The 23,400-nt window shown below is 68.8% G+C and carries 24 protein-coding genes and 1 tRNA gene; 8 read left to right on the forward strand and 17 right to left on the reverse strand.

Translation table 11 applies throughout. From position 1 onward, the window contains the following. Nucleotides 1-3: 3 nt before the first annotated feature. The gene (locus V6M56_RS07395; protein WP_332682506.1) at nt 4-219 is read right to left on the reverse strand and encodes a hypothetical protein; all 216 of its coding nucleotides are present in this window, start codon (nt 217-219) and stop codon (nt 4-6) included. A 15-nt stretch (nt 220-234) separates the two neighbouring features. Between V6M56_RS07395 and V6M56_RS07400 the strand changes: the two genes are divergently transcribed. Beyond that, nucleotides 235-417 (forward strand): hypothetical protein, encoded by a 183-nt coding sequence (locus V6M56_RS07400; protein ID WP_332682555.1) that lies wholly within the window; start codon nt 235-237, stop codon nt 415-417. Nucleotides 418-526: 109 nt separating this feature from the next. Here V6M56_RS07400 and V6M56_RS07405 read toward each other — a convergent pair. Then, nucleotides 527-601, reverse strand: a tRNA-Gly gene (locus V6M56_RS07405). A 267-nt stretch (nt 602-868) separates the two neighbouring features. Here V6M56_RS07405 and V6M56_RS07410 point away from each other — a divergent pair. The 4 genes from V6M56_RS07410 (at nt 869) to V6M56_RS07425 (ending at nt 4,826) form a co-directional block, all read left to right on the forward strand. Next, the gene (locus tag V6M56_RS07410) at nt 869-1,384 is read left to right on the forward strand and encodes a prolyl-tRNA synthetase associated domain-containing protein (protein ID WP_332682507.1); all 516 of its coding nucleotides are present in this window, start codon (nt 869-871) and stop codon (nt 1,382-1,384) included. Between the two features lie 211 nt (nt 1,385-1,595). Then, nucleotides 1,596-2,495, forward strand: a complete 900-nt coding sequence (gene trxA / locus V6M56_RS07415) for a thioredoxin (protein ID WP_332682509.1) — start codon at nt 1,596-1,598, stop codon at nt 2,493-2,495. Between the two features lie 83 nt (nt 2,496-2,578). Next, nucleotides 2,579-3,250, forward strand: coding sequence for an LON peptidase substrate-binding domain-containing protein (locus tag V6M56_RS07420; RefSeq protein WP_332682511.1), 672 nt, complete (start codon nt 2,579-2,581; stop codon nt 3,248-3,250). A gap of 172 nt (nt 3,251-3,422) precedes the next feature. Continuing rightward, the gene (locus tag V6M56_RS07425; RefSeq protein ID WP_332682513.1) at nt 3,423-4,826 is read left to right on the forward strand and encodes an MFS transporter; all 1,404 of its coding nucleotides are present in this window, start codon (nt 3,423-3,425) and stop codon (nt 4,824-4,826) included. Nucleotides 4,827-4,985: 159 nt separating this feature from the next. On the opposite strand, the gene V6M56_RS07430 is transcribed toward V6M56_RS07425, so the two are convergent. After that, nucleotides 4,986-7,379, reverse strand: a complete 2,394-nt coding sequence (locus V6M56_RS07430; RefSeq protein ID WP_332682514.1) for a transketolase-like TK C-terminal-containing protein — start codon at nt 7,377-7,379, stop codon at nt 4,986-4,988. Between the two features lie 122 nt (nt 7,380-7,501). Here V6M56_RS07430 and V6M56_RS07435 point away from each other — a divergent pair, with 122 nt between their 5' ends. Then, nucleotides 7,502-7,984 carry an Lrp/AsnC family transcriptional regulator gene (locus V6M56_RS07435; RefSeq protein WP_332682515.1) on the forward strand — a complete coding sequence of 161 codons (483 nt, stop codon included), beginning with the start codon at nt 7,502-7,504 and terminating at the stop codon, nt 7,982-7,984. Nucleotides 7,985-8,094: 110 nt separating this feature from the next. Continuing rightward, on the forward strand, nt 8,095-8,406 hold the full coding sequence (locus V6M56_RS07440; RefSeq protein WP_332682517.1) for a DUF1272 domain-containing protein: 312 nt from the start codon (nt 8,095-8,097) through the stop codon (nt 8,404-8,406). A 373-nt stretch (nt 8,407-8,779) separates the two neighbouring features. Here V6M56_RS07440 and V6M56_RS07445 read toward each other — a convergent pair whose 3' ends face one another. The 11 genes from V6M56_RS07445 to V6M56_RS07495 all read right to left on the reverse strand — a co-directional run bounded on the left by V6M56_RS07445 (nt 8,780) and on the right by V6M56_RS07495 (nt 18,650). Continuing rightward, nucleotides 8,780-9,826 (reverse strand): amino acid ABC transporter permease, encoded by a 1,047-nt coding sequence (locus V6M56_RS07445; protein WP_332682519.1) that lies wholly within the window; start codon nt 9,824-9,826, stop codon nt 8,780-8,782. Then, on the reverse strand, nt 9,823-10,986 hold the full coding sequence (locus V6M56_RS07450) for an amino acid ABC transporter permease (RefSeq protein ID WP_332682520.1): 1,164 nt from the start codon (nt 10,984-10,986) through the stop codon (nt 9,823-9,825). Before V6M56_RS07450 ends, V6M56_RS07445 begins: the two co-directional genes overlap by 4 nt. Nucleotides 10,987-11,165: 179 nt before the next feature. Beyond that, the gene (locus V6M56_RS07455) at nt 11,166-12,194 is read right to left on the reverse strand and encodes an amino acid ABC transporter substrate-binding protein (RefSeq protein ID WP_332682522.1); all 1,029 of its coding nucleotides are present in this window, start codon (nt 12,192-12,194) and stop codon (nt 11,166-11,168) included. Between the two features lie 107 nt (nt 12,195-12,301). Then, a complete protein-coding gene (locus V6M56_RS07460) occupies nt 12,302-12,634 on the reverse strand; it encodes a hypothetical protein (protein WP_332682523.1) in 333 nt (110 codons plus the stop codon). Nucleotides 12,635-12,660: 26 nt separating this feature from the next. Further along, complete coding sequence (locus V6M56_RS07465; protein WP_332682524.1) at nt 12,661-14,208, reverse strand: serine hydrolase domain-containing protein; 1,548 nt, start codon at nt 14,206-14,208, stop codon at nt 12,661-12,663. A gap of 151 nt (nt 14,209-14,359) precedes the next feature. Then, the gene (locus V6M56_RS07470; RefSeq protein WP_332682525.1) at nt 14,360-14,482 is read right to left on the reverse strand and encodes a hypothetical protein; all 123 of its coding nucleotides are present in this window, start codon (nt 14,480-14,482) and stop codon (nt 14,360-14,362) included. Between the two features lie 181 nt (nt 14,483-14,663). Further along, entirely contained in the window at nt 14,664-15,197 is a 534-nt protein-coding gene (gene tsaA / locus V6M56_RS07475; RefSeq protein ID WP_332682556.1) for a tRNA (N6-threonylcarbamoyladenosine(37)-N6)-methyltransferase TrmO, read from the reverse strand. A 145-nt stretch (nt 15,198-15,342) separates the two neighbouring features. After that, nucleotides 15,343-16,173, reverse strand: a complete 831-nt coding sequence (locus V6M56_RS07480) for a molybdate ABC transporter substrate-binding protein (RefSeq protein ID WP_332682526.1) — start codon at nt 16,171-16,173, stop codon at nt 15,343-15,345. Further along, on the reverse strand, nt 16,151-17,026 hold the full coding sequence (locus tag V6M56_RS07485) for an ABC transporter substrate-binding protein (RefSeq protein ID WP_332682527.1): 876 nt from the start codon (nt 17,024-17,026) through the stop codon (nt 16,151-16,153). Before V6M56_RS07485 ends, V6M56_RS07480 begins: the two co-directional genes overlap by 23 nt. Before the next feature lie 176 nt (nt 17,027-17,202). Beyond that, entirely contained in the window at nt 17,203-17,943 is a 741-nt protein-coding gene (locus tag V6M56_RS07490; RefSeq protein WP_332682528.1) for an ATP-binding cassette domain-containing protein, read from the reverse strand. Nucleotides 17,944-17,948: 5 nt separating this feature from the next. Then, on the reverse strand, nt 17,949-18,650 hold the full coding sequence (locus tag V6M56_RS07495; RefSeq protein ID WP_442881104.1) for an ABC transporter permease: 702 nt from the start codon (nt 18,648-18,650) through the stop codon (nt 17,949-17,951). A 105-nt stretch (nt 18,651-18,755) separates the two neighbouring features. Here V6M56_RS07495 and V6M56_RS07500 point away from each other — a divergent pair, with 105 nt between their 5' ends. Beyond that, a complete protein-coding gene (locus V6M56_RS07500; RefSeq protein WP_332682530.1) occupies nt 18,756-19,646 on the forward strand; it encodes a helix-turn-helix transcriptional regulator in 891 nt (296 codons plus the stop codon). Between the two features lie 511 nt (nt 19,647-20,157). On the opposite strand, the gene V6M56_RS07505 is transcribed toward V6M56_RS07500, so the two are convergent. From V6M56_RS07505 to V6M56_RS07515, 3 genes are all read right to left on the reverse strand, one after another. Beyond that, nucleotides 20,158-21,216, reverse strand: coding sequence for a MerR family transcriptional regulator (locus tag V6M56_RS07505; RefSeq protein WP_332682531.1), 1,059 nt, complete (start codon nt 21,214-21,216; stop codon nt 20,158-20,160). A gap of 94 nt (nt 21,217-21,310) precedes the next feature. Continuing rightward, nucleotides 21,311-22,108, reverse strand: coding sequence for a hypothetical protein (locus tag V6M56_RS07510; protein WP_332682533.1), 798 nt, complete (start codon nt 22,106-22,108; stop codon nt 21,311-21,313). Between the two features lie 58 nt (nt 22,109-22,166). Beyond that, the gene (locus V6M56_RS07515) at nt 22,167-23,303 is read right to left on the reverse strand and encodes a DSD1 family PLP-dependent enzyme (protein ID WP_332682535.1); all 1,137 of its coding nucleotides are present in this window, start codon (nt 23,301-23,303) and stop codon (nt 22,167-22,169) included. Between the last annotated feature and the right edge of the window lie 97 nt (nt 23,304-23,400).

Here is a 23,400-nt window from a genome sequence, read left to right on the forward strand (position 1 = left end):
CTTTTAGCCGGCTTCATCCAAATCTGCCTGGCGAGCCGGGAACGGCTGCTGGTCGCTGCGCGCGCTCGGTTCCTCCTCGCGGCGCGAGCCGGTCGGCGACGAGATCGGCTTCGCCCTCGGCGCCCTGGTGACCGGATGCCGGATCTGGCGCGCCCGGCGCATGGAGCCGGCATGCTTCGCGTGAGCCAGTGGTGACCGACGGTCGATCAGGGCGGCCATATCCTTCATGGGATCATACAGAAGCGACGCGGCACCAAGTCAGCGCGGCATTTGCTGAGGCGTCTTTTGAAGAAGCGGGGCTGTGCGCCCAGTCGCATGATCGCCGACAAGCTCGGTTCCGATGCCGCGGCTCGCCGCCAGATCATGCCGACGATGAAGCATCGCCCGCACAAGCCCGCACATGCAACCGCGAGGTAACCACAGCCTTTCGGCGCACCCGCGAACAGGTCCCGGCAACCTTGGCCCAGAAAAGCAAAAAGCGCCGGGAGACCCGACGCTTGAATGCTTTTCTTCATCTCGCGTTGTCTGGAGCGGGCGATGGGATTCGAACCCACGACCCCAACCTTGGCAAGGTTGTGCTCTACCCCTGAGCTACACCCGCATCCGGACAGCCGCGCCGCAGCGCGTGGCCGGCTTATTGCCCCAAAGCCGGGGGGAGCGCAAGCGCCTTGTTGCAGGAAATTCACAGGCCCGCCTTGCAAGGCCGGTGGCGCTGCGCGCGGACTTGCCGGGGCAGGGACCTGCGGCTAGATCGCCATGCGTCCGTTCGGACCCGGAGATGACGATCCATCTCCTTGTCGTAGCATCGGATGCTTCCGAAAGCCGGATGCTCCAGGCATCGCCGGCCTTTTCCCGTTCCGGAGACAAAATGACCGCTCCGCTCTCGCCGCAGGATCTCGCCGCCGCGCTCGACCAGCTCGGCATCGCCACCAGCCGGATCGACCATGAGGCGGTCTTCACCGTCGCCGAATCGAAGGAGCTGCGCGGCGCCGTCGCCGGCCACCACACCAAGAACCTGTTCCTCAAGGACAAGAAGGGCCGGCTCTTCCTGGTCTCGGCGCTGGAGAGCACGCGCATCGACCTGAAGCGGCTGCACGAGACGCTGGGCGCGAGCGGCCGGCTTTCCTTCGGTTCGGCCGAGCTGCTGCTCGACAAGCTCGGCGTCACGCCGGGCTCGGTCACCGCCTTCGCCGTGATCAATGACCGGGCAGGCGAGGTGACGATGGTGCTCGACGCCGGGCTGATGACCGGCGCGCCGATGAATTTCCACCCGCTGGTCAACACCGCGACGCTCGGCATCGCCCGCGACGACATGCTGGCTTTCCTGCGCTCGACCGGCCACGAGCCGCTGATCGTCGATCTGCCGGCGCCGCCCGAGGCCTGATGCCGAAAACCCGGCCCGGCTTTATGGCCGGCCCGGACTTGCGACGCGATCGCGCCCGGGCGATGGACAGAACGGCTGAAGCTCCCCATCTATGGGGCGCGTGCCGGGCGGCAAGGCCACCGGTTTCAGATGTCGGCGCAATGACCTAAAAGGCGGGGCTGCGGCTCTGCCGGCGCAGGGCCCGGCTTGTTGACGAGATGAAGGACGACCCATGCTGGTCAATGGCGAAATGGCTCCGGCCACCGGGCTGGTCAAGGATACGACGACGCAGGGCTTCCGCGAGGACGTCATCGCCGAATCGATGAACCAGCCGGTGCTGGTCGATTTCTGGGCGCCCTGGTGCGGCCCGTGCAAGCAGTTGACGCCGGTGATCGAGAAGGTCGTCAACGAGGCCGGCGGCAAGGTCCGGCTGGTCAAGATGAACATCGACGAGCACCCGGCGATTCCGGGCCAGCTCGGCATCCAGTCGATTCCGGCGGTGATCGCCTTCCAGCGCGGCCAGCCGGTCGACGGCTTCATGGGCGCGCAGCCCGAGAGCCAGATCAAGGCCTTCATCGAGAAGCTGGTCGGCCCGGTGGGCCCCGGCCCGGTCGAGGAGATGCTGGCGGCGGCGGTGCAAGCCCTCGAGGCCGGCGATGCCGGTGGCGCGAGCGAGCTCTATGCCGAGGTGCTGGCGCTGGAGCCGGAGAATGTCGTGGCGATCGCCGGCATGGCGCGGCTGCATTTCGACGAAGGCGACCTCGAGGGCGCCAAGGGCTTCCTCGCCATGGTGCCGGCCGGCAAGGAGCAGGACCAGGCGGTGACCGCGGTGCGGGCCGCGATCGAGCTCGCCGAGCAGGCGGCCTCGCTCGGCGACACGGCCGAGCTCGAGGCCAGGGTGGCGGCCAATCCGAAGGACCATCAGGCCCGCTTCGATCTGGCGCTGGCGCTCAACGCCCGCGACCGGCGCGAGGAGGCGGTCGACCAGCTGATCGCCATCCTCAAGGCCGACCGGACCTGGAACGACGATGGCGCCCGCAAGCAGCTGCTGCAGTTCTTCGAGGCCTGGGGCCCGATGGACGAACAGAGCGTCGCCGGGCGGCGCAAGCTCTCGACCGCGCTGTTCGCGTAAGGCCGGTAAGGAGTGAGACGCGCAGAGGGCAGGGCGCACATGAACGAGACGCACATGGGCGAATGCAGCATGGGCGAATGCAGATGGGCATGAACGCGGTCTATCACGGGGCTGAGGATTGCCCGGCGGTGATCCCGCTCTTCCCGCTGAGTGGCGCCTTGTTGCTGCCACGCGGGCAGATGCCGCTCAACATCTTCGAGCCGCGCTATCTCGCCATGATCGACGACGCCATCCGCACGCACCGCGCCATCGGCCTGATCCAGCCCGAGCCGGAGAGCGGCCGGCAATCGCCGTCGCCGGCGCTGCTGCAGGTCGGCTGCCTCGGCCGCATCACCCAGTTCGCCGAGACCGGCGACGACCGCTATATCCTGACGCTGACCGGCGTCGCCCGCTTCCGGCTGGTCGAAGAGCTGTCGGTCACGACCGCCTATCGCCAGGCCAGGATTTCCTATGGCGATTTCGGCATCGACTTCCAGGCGCGGGCCGGCGAGGAGGCGGTCGACCGCGCCGGGCTGCTCAAGGCGCTGCGCAGCTTCGCCAAGGCGAACGAGCTGAAGATCGACTGGAAGGGCGTCAACGAGGCGCCGAACGAGGCCCTGGTCAATGCGCTCTCGATGATGTGCCCGTTCGGGCCGCGCGAGAAGCAGGCGCTGCTCGAGGCGCCCGATCTCAAGAGCCGGGCCGAGGTGCTGGTCGCGATCACCGAGATCGAGCTCGCCCGCGGCGGCTCCGATCCGGACACGACCCTGCAGTGAGCGGTTTCCCGGCTCTCGATTTCAAGGTCGTCCCGGGCGGCCGGAGGGCGACCCGGGACCCATGCCTGAGCCTTTCCGAGGGAGGTTCAGGCATGAGTCCCGGCTCTGCGCCGTTGCGCGCCTCCGGCCGGGACGACCACCCCCTTTGGTCACGATGAGCGCGGGCGGCACGATGGCGACGACCTATTCCGCGACGATGTCGGCCGCCCCGGTCTCCTACCCGCCGCGGCGCTCGGTCGTCGCCTGGATCTTCTTCGACTGGGCGACGCAGCCCTTCTTCACCCTCGTCACCACCTTCGTCTTCGCGCCCTTCTTCGCCGCGGCGCTCGCCTCCGATCCGGCGCAGGGCCAGGCGCTCTGGGGCTATGCCACCGGCTTCGCCGGCCTGTGCATCGCGCTGCTCTCGCCGCTGCTCGGCGGCATTGCCGACCGGACCGGCCCGCGCAAGCCCTGGATCGCCGTCTTCGGGGCGCTGCTCGTCCTCGGCTCCGGGCTGCTCTGGTATGCAAAGCCCGGCTCACCCGCGGCGGTGCCGATCGCGCTCGCCGGCTTTGTCATCGCGACGATCGGCGCCGAGTTCGCCTCGATCTTCAACAATGCGATGATGACGCGCCTCGTGCCGCCCGAACGGCTGGGAAGGCTTTCCGGCACCGGCTGGGCCGTCGGCTATCTCGGCGGACTCGTCTCGCTGGCGCTGACGCTCGGCCTGCTCGCGGCCGATCCGCATACCGGAAAGACGCTCGCTGGCCTCTCGCCGCTGTTCGGGCTCGATGCCGCGGCGCGCGAGGGCGACCGCTTCTCCGGGCCGCTGACGGCGCTCTGGTTCGTGATCTTCGTCGCGCCGATGTTCCTGCTGACCCCGGATTCGCCGCGCAGCGGCATCTCGTTCAGGGAGGCCGCCGGCGGCGGCGTCGCCAGGCTCAAGGCGACGATCGCGGAACTGCCCAGCCTGCCCGGGCTAGGCCGCTTCCTCCTCGCCAACATGATCTACCAGGACGGGCTAGTCGCACTCTTCGCCTTCGGCGGCATCTACGGCGCCGGCGTCTTCGGCTGGCAGACCATCGAGCTCGGCGTCTTCGGCATCCTTTTGACCGTGACCGGCACGCTCGGCGCCTTCCTCGGCGGCAAGCTCGACGATGCGATCGGCGGCAAGCCGGTGATCCTCGGCGCCATCGCCTGCCTGCTCTTTGCCTGCATCGGCATCCTCTCGCTCGGCCCCGGCCATGTCGGCTTCGTCATCGAGGCGATGCCGGCGGCGCCCGGCGACGGGCTCTTCGCCTCGCTGCCGGAGCAGGTCTATCTGGCCCTGGGCCTGCTGATCGGCCTCGTCGCCGGGCCGTTGCAGGCCTCCTCGCGCAGCCTGCTCGCCCGCATCGCCCCGCCGGCCCGCATCGGCGAGTTCTTCGGTCTGTTCGCCCTGTCGGGGAAGGTCACCTCCTTCATGGGGCCGACCCTGGTCGCGCTGGCGACGACCGTCTTCGCCAGCCAGCGGGCCGGGCTGGCGGTGCTGATCGGGTTCTTCCTGCTCGGCGGCTGGTTGCTGGCGGGGGTGAAGGTGCGGAGCGCAACCAGATAAGCGCGGGGAACCCTCTCCCGGAGGGAGAGGGCAGGGTGAGGGGTAGGCCGTTTTCCCAGTTCCGCGAGCGCTCACCGCGCAGTCGAGTTCAAGCTACCGTTTCCAGTCCGAACACCTCACCCCTACCCTCTCCTTCCAGGAGAGGGGTTCTACGTCGCGCTACGGCAACGCCTTCAGATACCGCACCGGCCGCCCCGGCGCCGCCGCCTGCGCCGCATGGACGATCGCGTTCGCGTCGATGCCGAAATGCCGGTAGAGGTCGGCGACCGTGCCGGTCTGGCCGAAATGCTCGACGCCGAGCGCCTTCTGCCTGTGGCCATGGACGCTGCCGAGCCAGGCCAGCGTCGCGGGGTGCCCGTCCAGCACCGAGACGATGCCGCAATCGCGCGAGAGCTCGCCGAGCAGGCGCTCGACATGGCTGGTCGCCGCATGGTTGCCGCGCTGGCGGGCGCGCTCGGCCGCCTGCCAGCCGGCATTGAGCCGGTCGGCCGAGGTGATGGCGAGCAGCCCGACATCGCGCCGGTCCTCGGAGAGCAGGCCGACGGCCTCGATTGCCTCGGGTGCGACCGCGCCGGTATAGGCGATCACCACTGAGGCGTTCGGGCCGGGCTTCCTCAGCCAATAGGCGCCGTCGATGATGTCGCGTTCCAACTCGGCGGTCATCGCCCGCTTCGGCTGCTCGACCTGCCGAGTCGACAGGCGCAGATAAACCGAGCCGCCGGTCTCGTCGCGCAGCCAGGTGCGCTCGTCCGGATCGCCCTCGCCATCCTTCTGCAGATATTCGAAGGACCAGCGCATCATCACGGCGAGTTCGTCGACGAAGGCCGGCTCGAAGGCGCAGAGCCCGTCCTGGCTCATGCCGATCAGCGGCGTCGCGATCGACTGGTGTGCGCCGCCCTCGGGCGCCAGCGTCACGCCGGACGGCGTCGCCACCACCATGAAGCGGGCATCCTGGTAGCAGGCATAGTTCAGCGCATCGAGGCCGCGCGAGATGAACGGGTCGTAGAGCGTGCCGATCGGAATCAGTCGCTCGCCGAAGATCGAATGCGAGAGACCGAGCGCCGAGAGGTTGATGAACAGGTTCATTTCGGCGATGCCGAGTTCGATATGCTGGCCCTTGGGCGAGAACTCCCATTTCTGCATCGAGGGGATACGCTCGTCCTTGAAGGTGTCGGCCATCGAGGCGCGCGCGAACAGGCCGCGCCGGTTCACCCACGGCCCGAGATTGGTCGAGACCGTGACGTCCGGCGCCGTGGTGACGATGCGGTCGGCCAGCGGCCCGCCGAGCTTCGCCAGTTCGTCGAGCACCTTGCCGAAGCCCATCTGCGTCGACATCACCGCCTGGATGCCGGCTTCGAGCTTTTCCGGAACGGGCAGGGCCGGGGCGGAACGCCGGCGCCGCCCCTCGGCGAAGAACGGCACCTTGCCGAGGAAGGCGCGGATCTCGGCTTCGGGCAGGGAAAGCCCTTCGAACAGCTCCCATTCATGGCCCGGGCGGACCTTGTTGGCCTGCTTGAAGCCTTCCATCTGCTCCTTGGTCATCAGCCCGGCATGGTTGTCCTTGTGCCCGGCGAGCGGCAGGCCGAAGCCCTTGACGGTATAGGCGAGGAAGCAGACCGGCCGGTCATGGTCTATTCGCTCGAAGGCTTCGAGGATCGAGGGCAGGTCGTGCCCGCCGAGATTGCACATCAGCTTCGAGAGCTCGGCGTCCGAGCGCTTCTCGATCAGCTTCGTCACCGGCCCCTGGTCGCCGAGATCGTCCATCAGGCGCTTGCGCCAGGCGGCGCCACCCTGGAAGGTCAGGGCCGAATAGAGCTGGTTCGGGCAGGAATCGATCCAGGCCTTCAGCCTCTCGCCGCCCTTCTCCTTGAAGGCGGCCTGCTGCAGCGAGCCGTATTTCAGCGTGACCACGTCCCAGCCGAAATTCCGGAACATCTGCTCGAAGCGGTCATAGAGCCCCTCGCGGATCACCGCGTCGAGCGACTGGCGGTTATAGTCGATCACCCACCAGGTATTGCGCACCCCATGCTTCCAGCCCTCCATCAGGGCCTCGAAGATGTTGCCCTCGTCGAGCTCGGCATCGCCGATCAGCGAGATCATGCGGCCTTCGGGCCGGTCCGTGCCCCAGCCATGCGCCCGGACATAGTCCTGCGTCAGCGACGAGAACAAGGTTTGCGCCACGCCGAGGCCGACCGAGCCGGTCGAGAAGTCGACGTCGTCGATGTCCTTGGTGCGCGAGGGATAGCTCTGCGCGCCCTTGTAGCCGCGGAAGTTCTCGAGCTTCTCGCGGGTCTGCAGCCCCATCAGGTAGTTGATGGCGTGGAACACCGGCGAGGCGTGCGGTTTCACCGCGACCCGGTCCTGCGGCTTCAGCGCCGCCATGTAGAGCGCCGTCATGATGGTGGCGAGCGAGGCCGAGGAGGCCTGATGCCCGCCGACCTTCATGCCGTCGCCATTGTCGCGCAGGTGGTTGGCGTTGTGGATCGTCCAGGAGGCGAGCCAGAGGATCTTCTTTTCCAGCTCGGCGAGAATCGGCAGACGGGGGTCGGACATCGGGCGCGCTCCATGGATTGGCGCATCATGCACATTTGCTCTGGCGAAAGCAGCCAAAGACCAAGCTTGCCGCTTTCGAACTTGGCGGTTTCCGCTAATCTGCGGCCGGGGAGCGAATGTTCATGCCAAATCCGAAACTCGACGACATCGACCGCCGCATCGTCCAGGCCCTGCAGGCCGACGGACGCATGAGCATCCAGGATCTCGCCGCGCAGGTCGGCCTCTCGCCGAGCCCCTGCGCCCGCCGCGTCAGGCTGCTGGAGGAGGCCGGGGTGATCAAGGGCTATGTCGCGGTGATCGACCAGGAGAAGCTCGGCCTGCCGGTCTCGGTCTTCGCCTCGATCAAGCTGGAGCGCCAGCGCGAGGAGGAGCTCGACCGTTTTGGGGCAGCCGTGCAGCGCTGGCCCGAGGTCGCCGACTGCTATCTGATGACCGGCCAGCGCGACTATCTCCTGCGCATCATCGTCAGCGACCTTGCCGCCTATGAGCGTTTCCTGAAGGACAAGCTGACCCGGCTCGACAATGTCGCTTCGATCGAGTCGAGCTTCGCGCTCGGGCAGGTCAAGCGGTCCTTCTCGGTCCCGGTGGAACTCGGGCGGGGTTGAGACGCGGCGGTCATTCAGGCTTCTGCGCCACCACTGACGCAAGGCGTCGCAGCCGGAATATTGATTACCGCCCGAGCCGCGCGACCGATCGGCGCTCCTGGAGGAAGACGATGCTGGAACTGCGCCCGAACTGCGAGCTCTGCGACCGCGACCTGCCGCCGGCGTCGCTGGAGGCGCGGATCTGCAGCTATGAATGCACCTATTGCGCGGAATGCGCCGAGAAGGTGCTGGAGAATGTCTGCCCGAGCTGCGGCGGCGGCTTCGTCCAGCGCCCGGTCCGCCCGGTGAACGACCTGCGCGGCATCGGGCTCGGCCTCGCCAATCGTCCGCCCTCGACCACCCGCAAGCACTCGCAATGGACGCAGGCGCAGCGCCGCGAACTGACGCAGCGCCTGCGCGCCGTGCCGCCGCAGGAGAGGTGAGGCGCGAGCGGCTGCATCGGCCGGGCTGACCCGGGACGGAACCTCACCGTCATTCCGGGGCGCGGCGCAGCCGCGAGCCCGGAACCCATGAACACGACGCGGTTCCAGCGTCATTGCGAGGAGCGCCAGCGACGAAGCAATCCAGGGGTCGTCGAGCGAGCCCTCCTGGATTGCTTCGCTTCGTTCGCAATGACGCTCTTGCCGGATATGTCGTGGTCATGGGTTCCAGGCTCAGGCCTTCCGCCTGCCCCGGAATGACGGTGGAGCAGGCTGGCGACCGGTCTGGCATTTTCGGCTGGTAATACAGTCTCTTGCAGCCGAAAGCGGAATCGATCCGTCATCGACCGGTCCACCAGCGCCAGCCGCGACGGCGCTACCGCCCGCGCTTCGTCTCCAGGCTCCGGCTCCAGCGCGACAGCGCAAAGCAGATCAGCCAATAGATCCCGCCGGAGAAGACATAGGCTTCCATGCTCATGCCGACCCAGTTCGGATCGGCGAGCGAGGCCTGGGCGATGCCGAGCAGGTCGAGGATCGAGACCACAAGGACCAGCGTGGTGTTCTTCACCAGCGCGATGAACTCGTTGGTCATCGCCGGCAGCGAGATGCGCAGCGCCTGCGGCAGGATGATGAACCAGGTCGCCTTCCAATAGGTCAGGCCGAGCGCGGTCGCCGCCTCGCGCTGTCCCGGCGGCAGCGCCTGCAACCCGCCGCGCACCGCTTCCGCCATATAGGCGGCGATGCAGAAGCCGAGTCCGATCACGGCGCGGGCCAGCCGGTCGACGCCGATGCCGCTCGGCATGATCAGCGGCAGCAGCAGCGAGGCGAGGAAGATCACCGCGATGATCGGCACGCCGCGCCAGAACTCGATGAACAGCACGCTGACCAGCCGGATCACCCTGAGCTGCGACTGCCGCCCGAGCGCCAGCACGATGCCGAGCGGGATCGCGATCAGGCTGGCATAGAGCGAGATGAAGACGGTCAGCATCAGCCCGCCCCATTCGCGCGTCTCGACCTCGGGCAGGCCGAAGCCACCGGCGAGCAGCCAGACGCCGAGCGGCGGCAGGATGATAAGCGCCGCCAGCGCCAGCCTGAGCTTCAGGCGCTGCGGCGCGAAGACCAGGGTTGCGCCGGCGAGCGCGAAGAGGATGCCGGCGAGATCGGCGCGCCAGCGCTGGTCCACCGGATAGAGCCCGTACATGAACTGGCCGAAGCGGGCGCGGATGAAGACCCAGCAGGCGCCGCCGGGCGCGCAGTCCTCGCGCGTCGTCCCCCGCCAGGTCGCGTCGATCAGCGCCCAGCGGATGATCGGGATCGCGATCCAGGCGATCAGCAGCGCCAGCACCAGCGTCACCACCGCCGTCGCCGGCGTGCCGAAGAGCCGCCCTCGCCAGCTCTGGGAATTCACGGCCGCGGCGCTCATCGCGTCACCAGCGCGATGCGGGCATTGTACCAGTTCATGAAGGCCGAGACGGCGAGCCCGATGACGAGATAGACGGCGAGCGTCATCGCGATGATCTCGATCGCCTGGCCGGTATTGTTCAGCGCCGAGCCCATGAACAGGCTGACCAGGTCGGGATAGGCGATGGCGGCGCCGAAGGACGAGTTCTTCAGCACGTTGAGATACTGGTTGGTCATCGGCGGCGTCATCACCCGCAGCGCCTGCGGGATGGTGACGAGGCGCAGCGTCTGGGCGGGCCGCAGGCCGAGCGCCGCGGAGGCCTCGATCTGGCCGTGCGGCACCGACTGGATGCCGCCGCGCACGATCTCGGCGATGAAGCCGGCGGTATAGGTCACCAGCGCCGCCAGCAGCGCCACGAATTCCGGGATGATGACGAAGCCGCCGCGATAGTTGAAGCCGCGCAGCACGGGGATGTCCCAGCGCGTCGCGAGGCTCGCCCAGCTCAGGGCCAGCACCGGCACCAGCACGAGCAGGACAAGGCCGATGGCGAGCAGCGGCGCGTCGCGCCCGGTCGCCTCCTTGCGCCGCCTGGCCCAGCGCGCCGCCAGCCATTGCACGATGAAGGCGATGAGGATCGCGCCGAAGGCCCAGTGGAAATTCGCCGGCGCGTCCGGCAGCGGGATGGTCAGCCCGCGATTATTGAGGAAGGCGACCCCGAACACGCTGAGGCTCTCGCGCGGCGAGGGCAGGGCGGCGATGACGCCGAAATACCAGAACAGCACGAAGAACAGCAGCGGGATGTTGCGGACGAACTCGACATAGGCCCCGGCCAGTGCCGAGACGAGCCAGATCGAGGAGAGCCGGGCGATGCCGATGACGAAGCCGAGCAGCGTCGCCAGCACCAGCGCGACCGCCGTGACGAACAGGGTGTTGGCGACGCCGGCCCAGAACAGCGAGAGGATGTTGTCGGCTTGCGTATAGCTCGTCAGCACGAAGGGCACGTCGATGCCCGAGGTGCGCCACAGGAAGTCGAAGCCCGAGGCGATGCCGGCCTTGACCATGTTCTCCGAGGCGTTGCGCACGAAATAGTAGATCAGGCCGACGAGCCCGATCAGCACCGCCGCCTGGTAGAACCAGTCGCGGACGCGCTTGTCGTTGATGAAGGCGAGGGCTCTGGTCACGATCGCAGGCTCGCTGGAAAGGCTGAAAGAGCGGGCCGTCATTCCGGCCGCGGCGAAGCGGAGGGCCGGAATCCATCGTAGGGCGATGCGCTCTACGATGGATTCCGGAGCTGCGCGGCCAAGCCGCTTGTCCGGAATGACGGCGGTTCAGGCGCCGAAGGCGGAACCGCCCGCCGCTCTCACTGGAAAGGCGGCGTGAACAGCAGCCCGCCCTTGGTCCAGAGCTGGTTCTGGCCGCGCTCGAGCTTCAGCGCCGAGCCCATGCCGACGGTGCGCTCATAGCTTTCGCCATAGTTCCCGACCTGCTTGATGGCCTTGTACATCCAGTCGTCGGGCAGGCCCATCATCGCCCCGAAGCCGCCCTCGGCGCCGAGCAGGCGGCGGACCTCGGTGTTCTTCGAGTTCGCCTTCATCTCGTCGACGTTCTTGGAGGTCACGCCGAGCATCTCGGCGGCGATCGTGCCGTTCAGCACCCAGCGCACGATCAGCTGCCAGCGCTCGTCGCCCCAGCGCGTCACCGGCCCCTGCGGGTCGTTCGAGATCGGCTTGGTCAGGATGATGTGATCGTCGGGCACCTTGAGCTTGGCGCGCTGGCCGGCGAGCGCGCCGACGCCGGCGGTATAGGCGTCGCAGCGGCCGGAATCATAGGCGGTGATGGCGTCGTCGTTCTTCTGGAAGTTGGTGATCGTTACCTTGAGGTTGCGCTCGCGGAACCAGTCGGCGGCGTTCTTCTCCTCGGTCGAGCCGGCGGCGACGCAGACCGAGGCGCCATCGAGGTCCTCGGCCGACTTCACATTGGCCTTCTTGCGGACGATGAAGGTCTGGCCCTCGTAGAAGTTGATGCCCTGGAAGTTCAGCCCCAGCGTCGCGTTGCGCGAGAAGGTGATGGTCGAGTTGCGCGAGAGCAGGTCGACCTGGCCCGATTGCAGGATCGGCCAGCGCTGCTGCACCGAGGTCGGCGTGAACTTGACCTTGGTCGCGTCGCCGAGCACGGCGGCGGCCAGCGCCCGGCAGTAATCGACGTCGAGCCCGGTCCATTCGCCCTTGTCGTTGGCGAAGGAGAAGCCGGGCAGGCCGAGATGCACGCCGCACTCGATATGGCCGCGCGCCTTGACGGCGTCGAGCGTCGGGCTCGGCGCCAGCTGCTGGGCCATGGCGGCTGAGGCCGTGCCGGCAACAATGGCGGCTGTCAGATAGGTGATCTTCATTTTAGTCCCCCGCGTCTTCAAGGCGTCTCGGCGCCGCGCTGCCGGGACTATGCAACAGCCGCGACGATAGAGGTAGGGGGGTGCGAGGCTGCCCCTGACGTTTGGCGTCACCAGCCGCGCTGGGCCTTGATCGCTCGCTTCTGCATCTCCTTCTGGCTCTTCCAGTAATCCTTCTGGTCCTGCCGCTGCATCTCGTAATAGTCGCGGACGCGCTCCTTGCGGGAGGTCGAGTTGCGGTAGTCCTTCCAGTCGTAATGGTCGTCATGGACATCGTCGTCGGCGAGCGCGTCGAGGAAGTTCTTCAGCATCGAGCGGGCGGGCTCGACCGGCAGCGACGGCGCCGCTGCCGGCCAGGGCGCGAAGACCGGAGCGGCCTGCGCGACGGGGGCCGAGGCGAGCAGGAGGGCGAGGCAGCAGAACAGGGCGGGGCGGAGCGTCATCGGGGTCATCCTCGATCTCGCCGGCGCTACTGGGCCGGGGCGCGGCTGAAGAGATGCGGCAGCTCGGGGCTGAGCCAGCGCATCTGCGTGATCTTCCCGTTATTGTCCGGCTCGAAGCGCAGGCGGGTGAAGGCCTCGCCGCCGCTCATGGCGGCCGGGCCGGCGAAGTCGCCGATGGGCGCCAGTTTGGCGGCGAACAGGAACGGGTCGTCGCGACTGGCTTCCAGCAGCGCGACGGCCTCGGTCTTCTCCAGCGTCATCTGCAATTTGCCGTCGACCAGCGCGACCGTGGCATCGCCCAGGATCGGCGAGGCATAGGCCCCGGCGAGAGCCGCGGCATTGGCCGGCAGCGGCCCGGGGACGAAGCCGGCGGCTTCCTTGAGCGCAGCCTCGCGGCGGGCCTTCGAGGCCGCGGCGCCGAGCGCGATGTTGTCGACGGTCGGATTGCCGAGGGCGCGGTCGTAGAACCACATCGCCAGCGAATCGGCCATGCCGCCATTGTCGAGATTGGTCAGGATGACGATGCCGGTCTTCGCATCGGGCAGGAAACCGGCATGGGCGCCGAAACCGGAGGTGCCGCCATTATGCCAGATGATCCGGCCGCGCGGCGTGGCGCTGACGACCCAGCCGGTGGCATAGGCGGTGCGCTCGTTCATGGCGACGCGCGGCGTCCAGGTGACGTCGAGATTCTCTTCCGAGACCAGCACCTTGCCTTCGAAGATGCCGCGCCCGAGCTGCAGGCGCAGCCATTTCGCCATGTCGGGAATGTTGGAGTTGAGCGCCCCGGCCGGGCCGAACGCATAGGGGAAGGCCGGATGGAAGGGCACGGCGACCGGGGCGGCGTCGAGCCGGTGGCCGGTCGCATGGTCGGCGGCCTTCTCGATCGCCTCGGCCGTCGCCGTGGTCGCCGCCATGCCGAGCGGGTCGAGCACGCTGCGCTTGACCGAGGCGAACCAGGAGGGTGTGTCGTTGACCTTGGCGACGATCTCGCCGCCGACGACATGCGGGATGTTGAGATAGCGGAAATCCGAGCGGAAGGCGCCGGTCTGCGGCGCCGCGCGCATCGCCCGGATCATCGTCTTTTTGTCGAAGCCGAGGAAGGTCAGCCCGTCATTGACGTAAGGCGTCAGCCCCGAGCGCTGGGCGGCGAGGTCGAGCACGCGGAAATCGCGGGTGATCCAGGGGTCGGAGAGCTGGAAGGCCGGATGATGGTCGATCACCGGATCGTTCCAGCCCAGCCGGCCGGCATCGACGGCCTGCGCCAGCGTCACGCCGAAGAAGGCCTTGGTGGTCGAGCCGATCTGGAACAGCGTCTCCGGGGTCACGGTCTCCGGCTTGCCCAGCGCCCTGACGCCAAAGCCCTTGGCGTAGATCAGCTTGTCGTCATGGACGATGCCGACCGCGACGCCGGGCACCGAAAAGGCCGTCATGCCCGCGGCGACCTGTCTCTCGAACTCCGGCAGCAGCGCCTCGATGCTGGCCTGTGTCGGCTCCTGCGCCTGGGCCCCGGCCACCGTCAGGGCGCCTGCCACGGCAAGGCCGCGCAGCAAGGACGTTCCGAGGAAATGCTTCATCCGATGGCTCCAGGGCGTTGACAAGGCCAGCAAATCGCGACGCGCGAAGCGCCTCTCCGCCGGGGAACGGGCCGCAACCTGCCACGGCAGGCTCTGCCGCAAGGTAAACAGGATAGCGAGATTCCGACCGGTTGGCACATCCAGCGCCGCCTCACCGGGGCAGGAAGGCCAGCCTGCCATCGGCGTCGCGCACGGTCTCGATTGCGCTGCCATAGAGCAGGGCGAGGGTGGCCGCGAGCCCGGCCAGCACGGTGCGTCGGTCAGGGCGTGGCATGCAAGCTCTCGCACCCGTCGCGAGGCGCCGACCCCTCCCCCTCGTGGGGAGGGCGATCGCATCTGGATTTCGAGCCCTCATCCTGAGGAGCCGCGCAGCGGCGTCTCGAAGGATGCTCCAGTTTGCGCTGGAAGCGCCTTCTGGAGCATCCTTCGAGACGTGCTTCCTGCGGAAGCACTCCTCAGGATGAGGGCTGTGGGGGCAAATGCAATCGCCCTGCCCCCGTGGGAGGGGAAGGCTTTTTGTCCGGGGATGTCGTCGCGGAGGCCGGATGCATGCAGCGATGCGGCTTGATGTCGATGAGCGGCGTGCCGTCGAGGCAATCGAGCCCGCGCACCAGCAGAACACCGTCTTTCACGCCCTCCAGCTTCACCCGCGACAGGGCGACCGGGTTGGGCCGGACCGGCGAACGCAGCGCGAAGGTGCCGGTGCTTGCGCCGCCGCGCGGGCTTTGCGTCAGCAGGTCGCGCCGCGCCTCGTGCATCCAGTAGAGCAGGTCGAGCTGGGTGAAGGCCTCGATGCCCTGCAAGGCCGGCTGGAAGGCCGGCTCGATCTCGACCCGGCAGAGCGGGCCGTCCTGGCTGCCCTGGCGCGGGCACTGGTCGCGGCTGACGAAGGGCGTGCGGATCCGGCCGATGAAGACGAGATGCGCGTCGTGCCGCCCTGGCAGCGGGGCGCTGGTTTCTCCCGGCCGTGTCGCTTGCCAGTCGGTCATTCGCCCGTGCTCGGTCTCGGTTTCATTCTTCAAAGCAAAGGCTCCGTCATCCCGGACAAGCGGCGAAGCCGCGCCGATCCGGGGTCCATGCCGGAACCGCTCAGGGTCCCGGGTCTCACTTCGGTCGCCCGGGATGAACACCATGTTACTCCTGCGGCAGGCCCGGCGCTGAAAAACCATGCTTCGCCAGGATCGCCTGCCCCTGCGGCGAGAGGATGAACATGGCGAGCCGATAGCCGTTCGGCGAGGCGCCGTTCAGCACCGTCAGCCCGTAATCGGCGCCGACCGCAAGGCCAGGCGGCAGGCGAACCAGCCGGATGCCGGGCTGCTCCTGCGCCAGCGGTCTTGCATTGGTGCAATAGGCCAGGAACAGGTCGGCCGCGCCGCTGGCGAGCTTGTGGCCGTAGACATTGACGCCTGCCGGGGCCGGCACGCTGGTGGCGCTGCCGGTGAGCTGCAGGGCCTTGGCCTCGAGCGCCGCCCGCGCCCCGGGCTTCAGCGCTTCCGCGCGGGCGAAGACGGCGAAGGCGTAGTCGCCGGAAGGGTCGGCCTTCGGCGTCGAGGTGCCGAGCTTCACCGCCGGGTCGAGCATGCGTTCGAGCAGGGTCTCGCTGGTCACCGCGAAATCGCCCCGGGCGAAGGCGCAGAGCTCGTTGCGGGCGAAGAGCACGGCCGGGCCGGCAAGCCCGCTTTGCGCCAGCGCCTGCGGATGCTCCAGATTGGCGGAGGCGAAGACCTCCGCCGCCTCGCCCTTGGCGATGCGGTCATGCAGCAGGCCGGAAGCGCCGTAGACGGGCTTCATGGCCAGCTTCGTCTGCGCTTCGAAGGCCTGCGCTACCTCCGTCAGGGCGCCGCGCAGGCTGCCGGCCGCATGCAGCAGCACCGGCTCCTGCGCGGTTGCGATCCCGGCCATCAGACAGGCAAGTCCTGCGAGGGCGAGGCGGCGCATCGCCTCACGCCCCGGCCTGCCCGGCATTGGGGAAGAACAGCTGCTGGCCGTCGATCTTGTAGTCGGCGATCGCCTTCTGGCCTTCCGGGCTGGTCAGCCAGTCGGCGAAGAGCTTGCCGTCGTTGAACTTCACATGCGGGTGCTTGGCGAGGCTGACCGACATCACGCCGTATTGGTTGAAGAGGCGCTTGTCGCCCTCGACGGAAATCACGAGGTCGCCGCGGTTCTTGAACGAGATCCAGGTGGCGCGGTCGGAGAGCACATAGGCGCCCATCGCGCCGGAGGTGTTGAGCGCGGCGCCCATGCCCTGGCCGATCTCGCGATACCACGGGCCCTTCTGCGCCGCGATGTCGATGCCGGCGGCCTTCCAGAGCTTGAGTTCGGCGGCATGGGTGCCGGACTTGTCGCCGCGCGAGACGAAGGGCGCGCCCTTCTCCTGGATCTTCTTCAGGGCGGCGACGATGTCCTTGCCGCCGGCGACGCCAGCCGGATCGGCCTTCGGGCCGATCAGCACGAAGTCGTTGTACATCACCGGGTGACGCTCCAGCGCAAAGCCGTCCTCGACGAATTTCAGCTCCTGCGCCCTGGCGTGGACGAAGACGACGTCGGCATCGCCGCGGCGGCCAGTGTCGAGCGCCTGTCCGGTGCCTTGCGAGATGACGCGGACCTCGATCCCGGTCTTCGCCTTGAACAGCGGCAGGATATGGCCGAACAGGCCGGAGTCCTGGGTCGAGGTCGTCGAGGCGACGGTGATGAAGCGGGTTCCGGCGGGCGCCGTCGCGGCCGGCGGCACGGCGGCGGGTGCCTGGGCGAGGGCGAAGCCGGTCAGGCCGAGCAGGAGGCCGGCGGCGAGGAGGGAGCGTCGGGGCAGGGCAGTCATCACTTCACTCCTTGGGTTTCGATGGCTGTTCCTGCAGCCTCATCCTGAGGAGCAGCCTTTGGGCTGCGTCTCGAAGGGTGCTCCAGATTTCTCCGGAGCCTCCGCGACCATCCTTCGAGACGCCGCGGCGCGGCTCCTCAGGGTGAGGGCTGAGGGGGGATGGTTGGCGGCGGGCCTCACCACAGCAGCTCTCCTGCCAGGAAGGCCCGCGCCTCGGCCGATTGCGGCCCGGCGAAGAACTGCGCTCCCGGCGCGTCCTCGACGAGGCGGCCGCGGTGCAGGAAGAGCACGCGGTCGGCGAGCCGCCGCGCCTGGCCGAGATCATGGGTCGACATCACCACCGTGATGCCCTCGGAGACCAGGCCGGAAAGCAGTTCCTCGATCTGGCGCGTCGCCGCGGGATCGAGCTGCGAGGTCGGCTCGTCGAGGAAGAGCAGTTCCGGCCGCAGCGCCCAGGCGCGGGCGATGGCGAGGCGCTGCTGCTCGCCGCCGGAGAGCAGGCGTGCCGGTTGTGCCGCGCGCTCCGCCAGGCCGAAGCGGGCGAGCGCCTGACCGGTGCGGCTCTTGCGCGTCGTAGGCTCGGCGCCCGAGGCCGCCAGCGCATGGGCGATATTGGCCTCGACCGAGCGGCGCAGCATGATCGGCTTCTGGAAGACCATGGCGTGGCGCTTGGCCTGGCGCCGGGCGGCGCGCTGGCCGCCGGCCGCGTCGGCCCAGCGTACTGCACCGCGGCTGGGATTGAGCAGGCCATGGCAGAGCCTGAGCGTCAGCGACTTGCCGGCGCCGTTGGGGCCGAGCAGCACCGTCACCCCGCCGGCCGGAATGACGAAGCTGTTGGGTTCGAGCAGCAGGCGGCCGTCGCCGGCAAAGGCGACGGCGTCGACGGTGAGCGGCAGGATCGAGGTTGCATCAAGCATGGCGCTCACCCTGCATAGCGCGCGCCGATCCGGCTCGCGCCGAAGGCGACGGCATTGATGGCGAGCGTCAGCGAGAGCAGCACGATGCCGAGGCCGAGCGCCAGCGGCAGGTCGCCCTTCGAGGTCTCGAGCGTGATCGCTGTCGTCATGGTGCGGGTGTAGCCGGCGATGTTGCCGCCGACGATCAGCACGGCGCCGACCTCGGCGCTGGCCCGGCCGAAGCCGGCGAGCAGGGCGGTCGCCAGCGAGAAGCGCCCGTCCCAGAGCAGGGTCGGGATCGCGCGCATGCCCTCGAGCCCGACCGAGCGCAGATGGTCGCGATACTCGCCCCAGAGATCCTCGATCACCTGCCGCGTCAGCGCGATCACGATCGGCAGGACGAGGATGACCTGCGCCACGATCATCGCCGTCGGCGTGAACAGCAGGCCGAGCGGCCCGAGTGGCCCGGAGCGCGACAGCAGCAGGAAGACGGCGAGCCCGGCGACGACGGGAGGCAGCCCCATCAGTGCGTTGAGGCAGACGATGATTGCCGAGCGGCCGGGGAAGCGTGCCAGCGCCAGCGCGGCCCCGAGCGGCAGGCCGACCACAGCCGCGACCGCGACCGCTGTCAGCGTCACCCGCAGCGACAGGCCGACAATGCCGAGGAAGTCGGGATCGAGCCCGACCACCAAGGCGAAAGCCGCCCGAAAAACCGCGCCGACCTCCAATCCCTGCTCCCCGGATTGCCGCACCAGTATGCAAGCATTTGCAATTGGTAGAGTTCAATGCGACCAAAAGCCAATTCTGTAGCTTGTGCAGGCATGGACATGTCGATGCAGGACCAATCCTGGCTGACCACCGAGGAAGCGGCCGCCTATGTCCGCCTCAAGGAGCGCAAGCTCTACGAGCTGGTGGCGCAGGGCGCGGTGCCCTGCACCAAGGTTTCCGGCAAATGGCTGTTCCCGCGCGCCGGCCTCGACCGCTGGCTGGAGGCCGGGCTGGCACGGCCCGAGGGGCTCGAGCCGGCGTCGCCGCCGCCGATCGTCGGCGGCAGCCAGGATTCGCTGCTCGAGCTCGCCATCCGCGAATCCGGTTGCGGGCTGGCCCTGCTGGCCGAGGGCTCGCAGGCCGGGCTCGACCGGCTGTTGCGCAACGAGGTCGTCATCGCCGCGCTGCATCTCCACGCCACCCCCGACGACGACGCCGCCAATCTCGTGGCGATCCGGGCGCAGGCGTCGCTGCATGACGCGGTGGTGGTCAATTTCGCCCGCCGCGAGCAGGGCCTGCTGCTGGCGCCCGGCAATCCGCTCGGTCTCGACGGGCTCGCCTCGGCGATCGGCATGGGCGCCCGCTTCGCCCAGCGCCAGCGCGGCGCCGGTGCGCAATTGCTGCTGCAGAGCCTGCTGGAGCGGGCCGGCGTCGGCTCGGGGAGAATGGTGGCGGCGGACGGCGTCTGCGCCACCGGCCAGGATCTGGCGCTGGCGATCCGCAGCGGCCGGGCCGATTGCGGCATCGCCGCGCGCGCCATCGCCATGGCCTTCGGCCTCGAATTCCAGCCGCTGGTCTGGGAACATGTCGACCTCGTCCTGCGCCGGCGCAGCTATTTCGAGCCCGGCGCGCAAAAGCTGCTGGCCTGGATGCGCGGCCCGGACATGGCAGCCCGGGCGAAGGAATTCGGCGGCTATGATCTGTCGATCAGCGGGACGGTGCGATTGAACCGGTAGAGGCGGAGGGAACCGCGGCACTAACCCCTCTCCTGGAAGGAGAGGGTTCCCCGCGCCCGACCTTCACAGGCGCGGCAATCTGCGGGGATAAATTCGCAATCGCTCCCCGCCTCCGAAACCTCGCTTATCCTCACCCCGTCCCGTCCGACCGAGGGGGCTGTCGCGAGGCATCGTGCGGCCGGGCGGGATTGCGGTTTTCGCTATGAACGGCCGTTGCGGGCCGGGATGGCGAAGGGGCCTCGTCGTCCGGGTCGCAAGATCCGGTCCAGTGCCCGGACATCAAAGCACGACGAGCGCACCATAAGAGAACCGCGCGCGGGGTTCGGTCCGGCGGCGATCCAGCCGCTTCGACATCTCGACATCGACATTCGACAGGCGGTGAAAGCCGCCGCCATCCGGCCCCGCGCACCCCTTCGGAGATGCGCCTGCCCGAAAGCCCTGCGGCGCTGAGCCGGCGGGGTTTTCGGTGCGCGCGCCTTCATCCTGTGAACCTGCGCTGCTTTGCGAGGTTTCACGCCCCCAAACGGCTCTCTCCTGCGAGGGCGGTCGGCCGCCATGCGATGACGCCTTCGGTCCGCGCCCTTACCTCGGGCGAGGCCAGGCAGGTGGCGACGGCCTCAAAGCCCGGCGCACCGGGATGGGGAGCGACGCGGCAGGGCGGGCTGTGATTGGCCGGGCAGAGGATGATCGTCTCATTGGCGCCGATGGCGGCGAGGTCGAGGATCGCGCTCGAACGCGTCATCAGGAACAGCGCTCGCCCGTCGCTCCCGCGATGGCGCAGATAGGCGCTCAACGCCTGCTGGCTGGCCTGGTCCAGCCCCTGCTCGACCATGTCCACGACCAGGATGGCGGGGCCTTCCTGTTCCAGTCCGGCGAGCAGGGCAAGGAGCGCATCCGACGTCGCGGCGCCGTCATCGACAAGCCAGGCCAGGGCCTGTTCGACCCGCGACTTGAGAGCTGGGTCGGCGGCGAGCCGCGCCCGTGCGGCTGCGCCACCATCGGCCAGCCGGTCCAGGCCCAGGAAGGCTGCATCGGGCAAGGCTTCGGCCAGTCGCCGGGCCAGCCTGGTCTTGCCGCTGCCGAGCGGGCCGATGATGTAGTTCAACGGTCTGATGTCGCGCAGCTCGAAGCGTTCGCCGCCCCAGGGCCAGGGCAGATCGAAGGCGATGCACGGCGCGGCGGAGGGGCCGACCAGCCGCGCCAGCTCGCCGGCGTCCGGCGCCTTGCCCTCGGCGAGGCCGGTCCGCATGCCGCGAACCTTGTCGATCGTGCCTGCGATCTGGCGAGCCTGGCTTTCAAGCGTTGCCTGATGGGCGGCGAGCGCCCGCTCCAGCCCGTCCGGGGAGCCCCCCAGTACACGCGCCACCTGGGCGAGGCTGAGGCCGAGCGCGCGCAAGGCCACGATCTCCCCGGCCCGGGCCATCTCGTCGGGGCCATAGGCCCGCCATCCGGCCGCGCTGCGAGCCGGGGCGACCAGGCCGCGCTGCTCGTAGAGCCGCAGGGCCTTGGCGGAGACGCCGAGTCGGCTGGCGGCTTCGGCAGGGTTGAGGAACCGGGCGGAAGAGCTCACGAATCACCTCGCGGTTGGCTGATCCCTCGACTTATCGGGGCGGCCCCAGGGGCTGGGTCAATCGGCCATTCTCAGTCCGCGGGCTGACAGGAGCCTAAGCCCCGCCGCCTCGCCACTCCCGCCACTCCCGCCACGCACAGACCCGGTGCACGAATTCCCGGTCCCGCGCCGCCTCGCCGAAGGGCGCGACCGGCCAGGGCCAGCTTTCGTCCTCGGGCGGCAGTTTCACGCCGTACATCAGGTCGAGCCGGTCATGGATCGCGCCGTCGCGCTCGCGCTCGACCATCTCGACATCGCTAATCAGGCAGACATGGCCCTTGAAGCGCGAAAGGTCTTCAAGATGCCAGGCGATGCAGCGCGCCGGCAGGTCGGCGGGCAGGGCCGCGGCCCGCTCGGGATGGTCCTCGAGCCAGTCGGCGACCGGCCAGGCGAGCTGCGAGAGCAGATTGGCCGAGACGACGAGATCGACCGCCTCATCGGCGATCAGGTCGGCGAGCGGGTCGGCGCGCGCTTGCGCCTCGCCGGCGAGCCAGGCCATCGCGCCAGTGAGATCGCGGGTCAGCAGGCGCAGGTTTCGCCGCGGCCAGAGCCGCAGGCGCACCAGCGGCAGATGGACGATGTCGACCAGAACGACCTCGTCGAAGCTCTCGCGGAGCGCCGTCAGCGGCACGTCGCGGACGAGGCCGGAGCCGAGGATCACCGCCTTGCGCCTTCGCGGCAGCCCGGCTGCGATGTCGGCGACCAGCTTGCGGCAGCGGGCATGATGCCCGGCCCAGGCCTTGCGCTGGCGATAGCCCCGCGACCAGAGCGCGACGCTCTCCTGCAGCAGGCCGAAGCGGCGCGCCAGCGGTGCGGCCGGCGTCAGCGCGCGCAGGGCGAGCTCGGCGAGCATCAGGGCAGGATGCCGAAAAGTGGAAACCGGTTTTCGGCCGACATCCTGCCTCCACGGATCAGGTCAGCGCGCCGCGCCCCGCCACCGGCCAGACCGCCTCGACATGGGCATCCGGTCCGTGCAGGCCGCGCACGCAGACATACCAGTCGTGCAGGTTGACGGTCGGGTCGCAATGGCCAGGCACCAGCAGCAACCGGTCGCCGCGATGGGGCAGGGCGACGGGGTCGCCGGTGAGCACGCCATGCTCGTCCGACGGCTTGGTGTAGATCACGCCGTCGCGCCGGAAGGCGGTCGGCATGCCGGAATCGACCGCCGCCGCCTTGTGGCCGGCATCGACGATGGCGCGGTCCGGCACCGGCTTGCTCATCACGCCGGCGAGGATGAACAGCGCGTGCTCGAAGGTCTGGAAGGGCGTGCCGTCGGCATTGCGGTTGCGGGCATAGTCGGCGTCCATGAAGATGTAGGAGCCGGCCTGGAGCTCGTTCCAGATGCCGGAACGACCTTCGAGATCGAAGGTGCCGGTGCCGGCGCCGCTGACGATCTCGCAGGCCAGGCCGACCTGGCGGATCTTCTCGACGACGTTGCGGGTCAGCAGGCCGGCGCGCTCGATCGCCTCGCTGCGCTCGTCGATCGAGCGCATGTGCTGGGCGCTGCCGTGATAGGCCTGCACGCCGGAAAGCTTCAGCGTATTGGTCCGGGCCACCGCCTCGGCCAGCCGCACCGCCGCCTCGCCCGGCGCGACGCCGCAGCGGCGGGCGCCGATGTCGAGCTCGACCAGCACGTCGAAGACGACGTCGTGGCGCGCCGCCGCCTCGGCTGCCTCGCGCACGCCGTCGACATGGTCGACGCAGAGGCCGATGCGGGCCTCCCGGGCCAGCATCGCCAGCCGGTCGAGCTTGGCTGCGCCGATGATCTCGTTGGTGACCAGCACGTCGCGGACGCCGCCTGCGACCAGCACCTCGGCCTCGCTGACCTTCTGGCAGCACTGCCCGACGGCGCCATGGGCGATCTGGAGCAGCGCGATCTCGGGACTCTTATGGGTCTTGGCATGCGGACGCAGGCGCACGCCGGCAGCTTCCGCGAAAGCCGCCATGGTGACGAGGTTCCTCTCGAAGGCGTCGAGATCGAGGATCAGGGCAGGGGTGTCGATCTCGGCGAAGGATTGTCCGGGGCGGGCCGGCGGAGCGAGAGGCATGGGTTCTCTATGGCTGGTGAATCAATCCGGCTATGGGACGTCAGCATCGTGTCGCGAGCAAGACCGGCAGTGGCGCTCGCATGACGGTCATGTTAGG

The sequence above is a fragment of the Allobosea sp. genome (assembly GCF_036675845.1).
In the GTDB taxonomy this organism is placed as follows: Bacteria; Pseudomonadota; Alphaproteobacteria; order Rhizobiales; family Beijerinckiaceae; genus Allobosea.

What these genes read in the sequence shown, in the direction of transcription:
- V6M56_RS07440 (WP_332682517.1), top strand. Translation starts at nt 8,095, where the DNA reads ATGCTGGAACTGCGCCCGAACTGCGAGCTCTGCGACCGCGACCTGCCG.
- V6M56_RS07490 (WP_332682528.1), bottom strand. Translation starts at nt 17,943, where the DNA reads ATGCTTGATGCAACCTCGATCCTGCCGCTCACCGTCGACGCCGTCGCC.
- V6M56_RS07445 (WP_332682519.1), bottom strand. Translation starts at nt 9,826, where the DNA reads ATGAGCGCCGCGGCCGTGAATTCCCAGAGCTGGCGAGGGCGGCTCTTC.
- V6M56_RS07465 (WP_332682524.1), bottom strand. Translation starts at nt 14,208, where the DNA reads ATGAAGCATTTCCTCGGAACGTCCTTGCTGCGCGGCCTTGCCGTGGCA.
- V6M56_RS07435 (WP_332682515.1), top strand. Translation starts at nt 7,502, where the DNA reads ATGCCAAATCCGAAACTCGACGACATCGACCGCCGCATCGTCCAGGCC.
- V6M56_RS07420 (WP_332682511.1), top strand. Translation starts at nt 2,579, where the DNA reads ATGGGCATGAACGCGGTCTATCACGGGGCTGAGGATTGCCCGGCGGTG.
- V6M56_RS07470 (WP_332682525.1), bottom strand. Translation starts at nt 14,482, where the DNA reads ATGCCACGCCCTGACCGACGCACCGTGCTGGCCGGGCTCGCGGCCACC.
- V6M56_RS07410 (WP_332682507.1), top strand. Translation starts at nt 869, where the DNA reads ATGACCGCTCCGCTCTCGCCGCAGGATCTCGCCGCCGCGCTCGACCAG.
- V6M56_RS07500 (WP_332682530.1), top strand. Translation starts at nt 18,756, where the DNA reads ATGCAGGACCAATCCTGGCTGACCACCGAGGAAGCGGCCGCCTATGTC.
- V6M56_RS07480 (WP_332682526.1), bottom strand. Translation starts at nt 16,173, where the DNA reads ATGCCGGGCAGGCCGGGGCGTGAGGCGATGCGCCGCCTCGCCCTCGCA.
- V6M56_RS07510 (WP_332682533.1), bottom strand. Translation starts at nt 22,108, where the DNA reads ATGCTCGCCGAGCTCGCCCTGCGCGCGCTGACGCCGGCCGCACCGCTG.
- V6M56_RS07395 (WP_332682506.1), bottom strand. Translation starts at nt 219, where the DNA reads ATGGCCGCCCTGATCGACCGTCGGTCACCACTGGCTCACGCGAAGCAT.
- V6M56_RS07515 (WP_332682535.1), bottom strand. Translation starts at nt 23,303, where the DNA reads ATGCCTCTCGCTCCGCCGGCCCGCCCCGGACAATCCTTCGCCGAGATC.
- V6M56_RS07455 (WP_332682522.1), bottom strand. Translation starts at nt 12,194, where the DNA reads ATGAAGATCACCTATCTGACAGCCGCCATTGTTGCCGGCACGGCCTCA.
- V6M56_RS07460 (WP_332682523.1), bottom strand. Translation starts at nt 12,634, where the DNA reads ATGACGCTCCGCCCCGCCCTGTTCTGCTGCCTCGCCCTCCTGCTCGCC.
- V6M56_RS07485 (WP_332682527.1), bottom strand. Translation starts at nt 17,026, where the DNA reads ATGACTGCCCTGCCCCGACGCTCCCTCCTCGCCGCCGGCCTCCTGCTC.
- V6M56_RS07425 (WP_332682513.1), top strand. Translation starts at nt 3,423, where the DNA reads ATGGCGACGACCTATTCCGCGACGATGTCGGCCGCCCCGGTCTCCTAC.
- trxA (WP_332682509.1), top strand. Translation starts at nt 1,596, where the DNA reads ATGCTGGTCAATGGCGAAATGGCTCCGGCCACCGGGCTGGTCAAGGAT.
- tsaA (WP_332682556.1), bottom strand. Translation starts at nt 15,197, where the DNA reads ATGACCGACTGGCAAGCGACACGGCCGGGAGAAACCAGCGCCCCGCTG.
- V6M56_RS07430 (WP_332682514.1), bottom strand. Translation starts at nt 7,379, where the DNA reads ATGTCCGACCCCCGTCTGCCGATTCTCGCCGAGCTGGAAAAGAAGATC.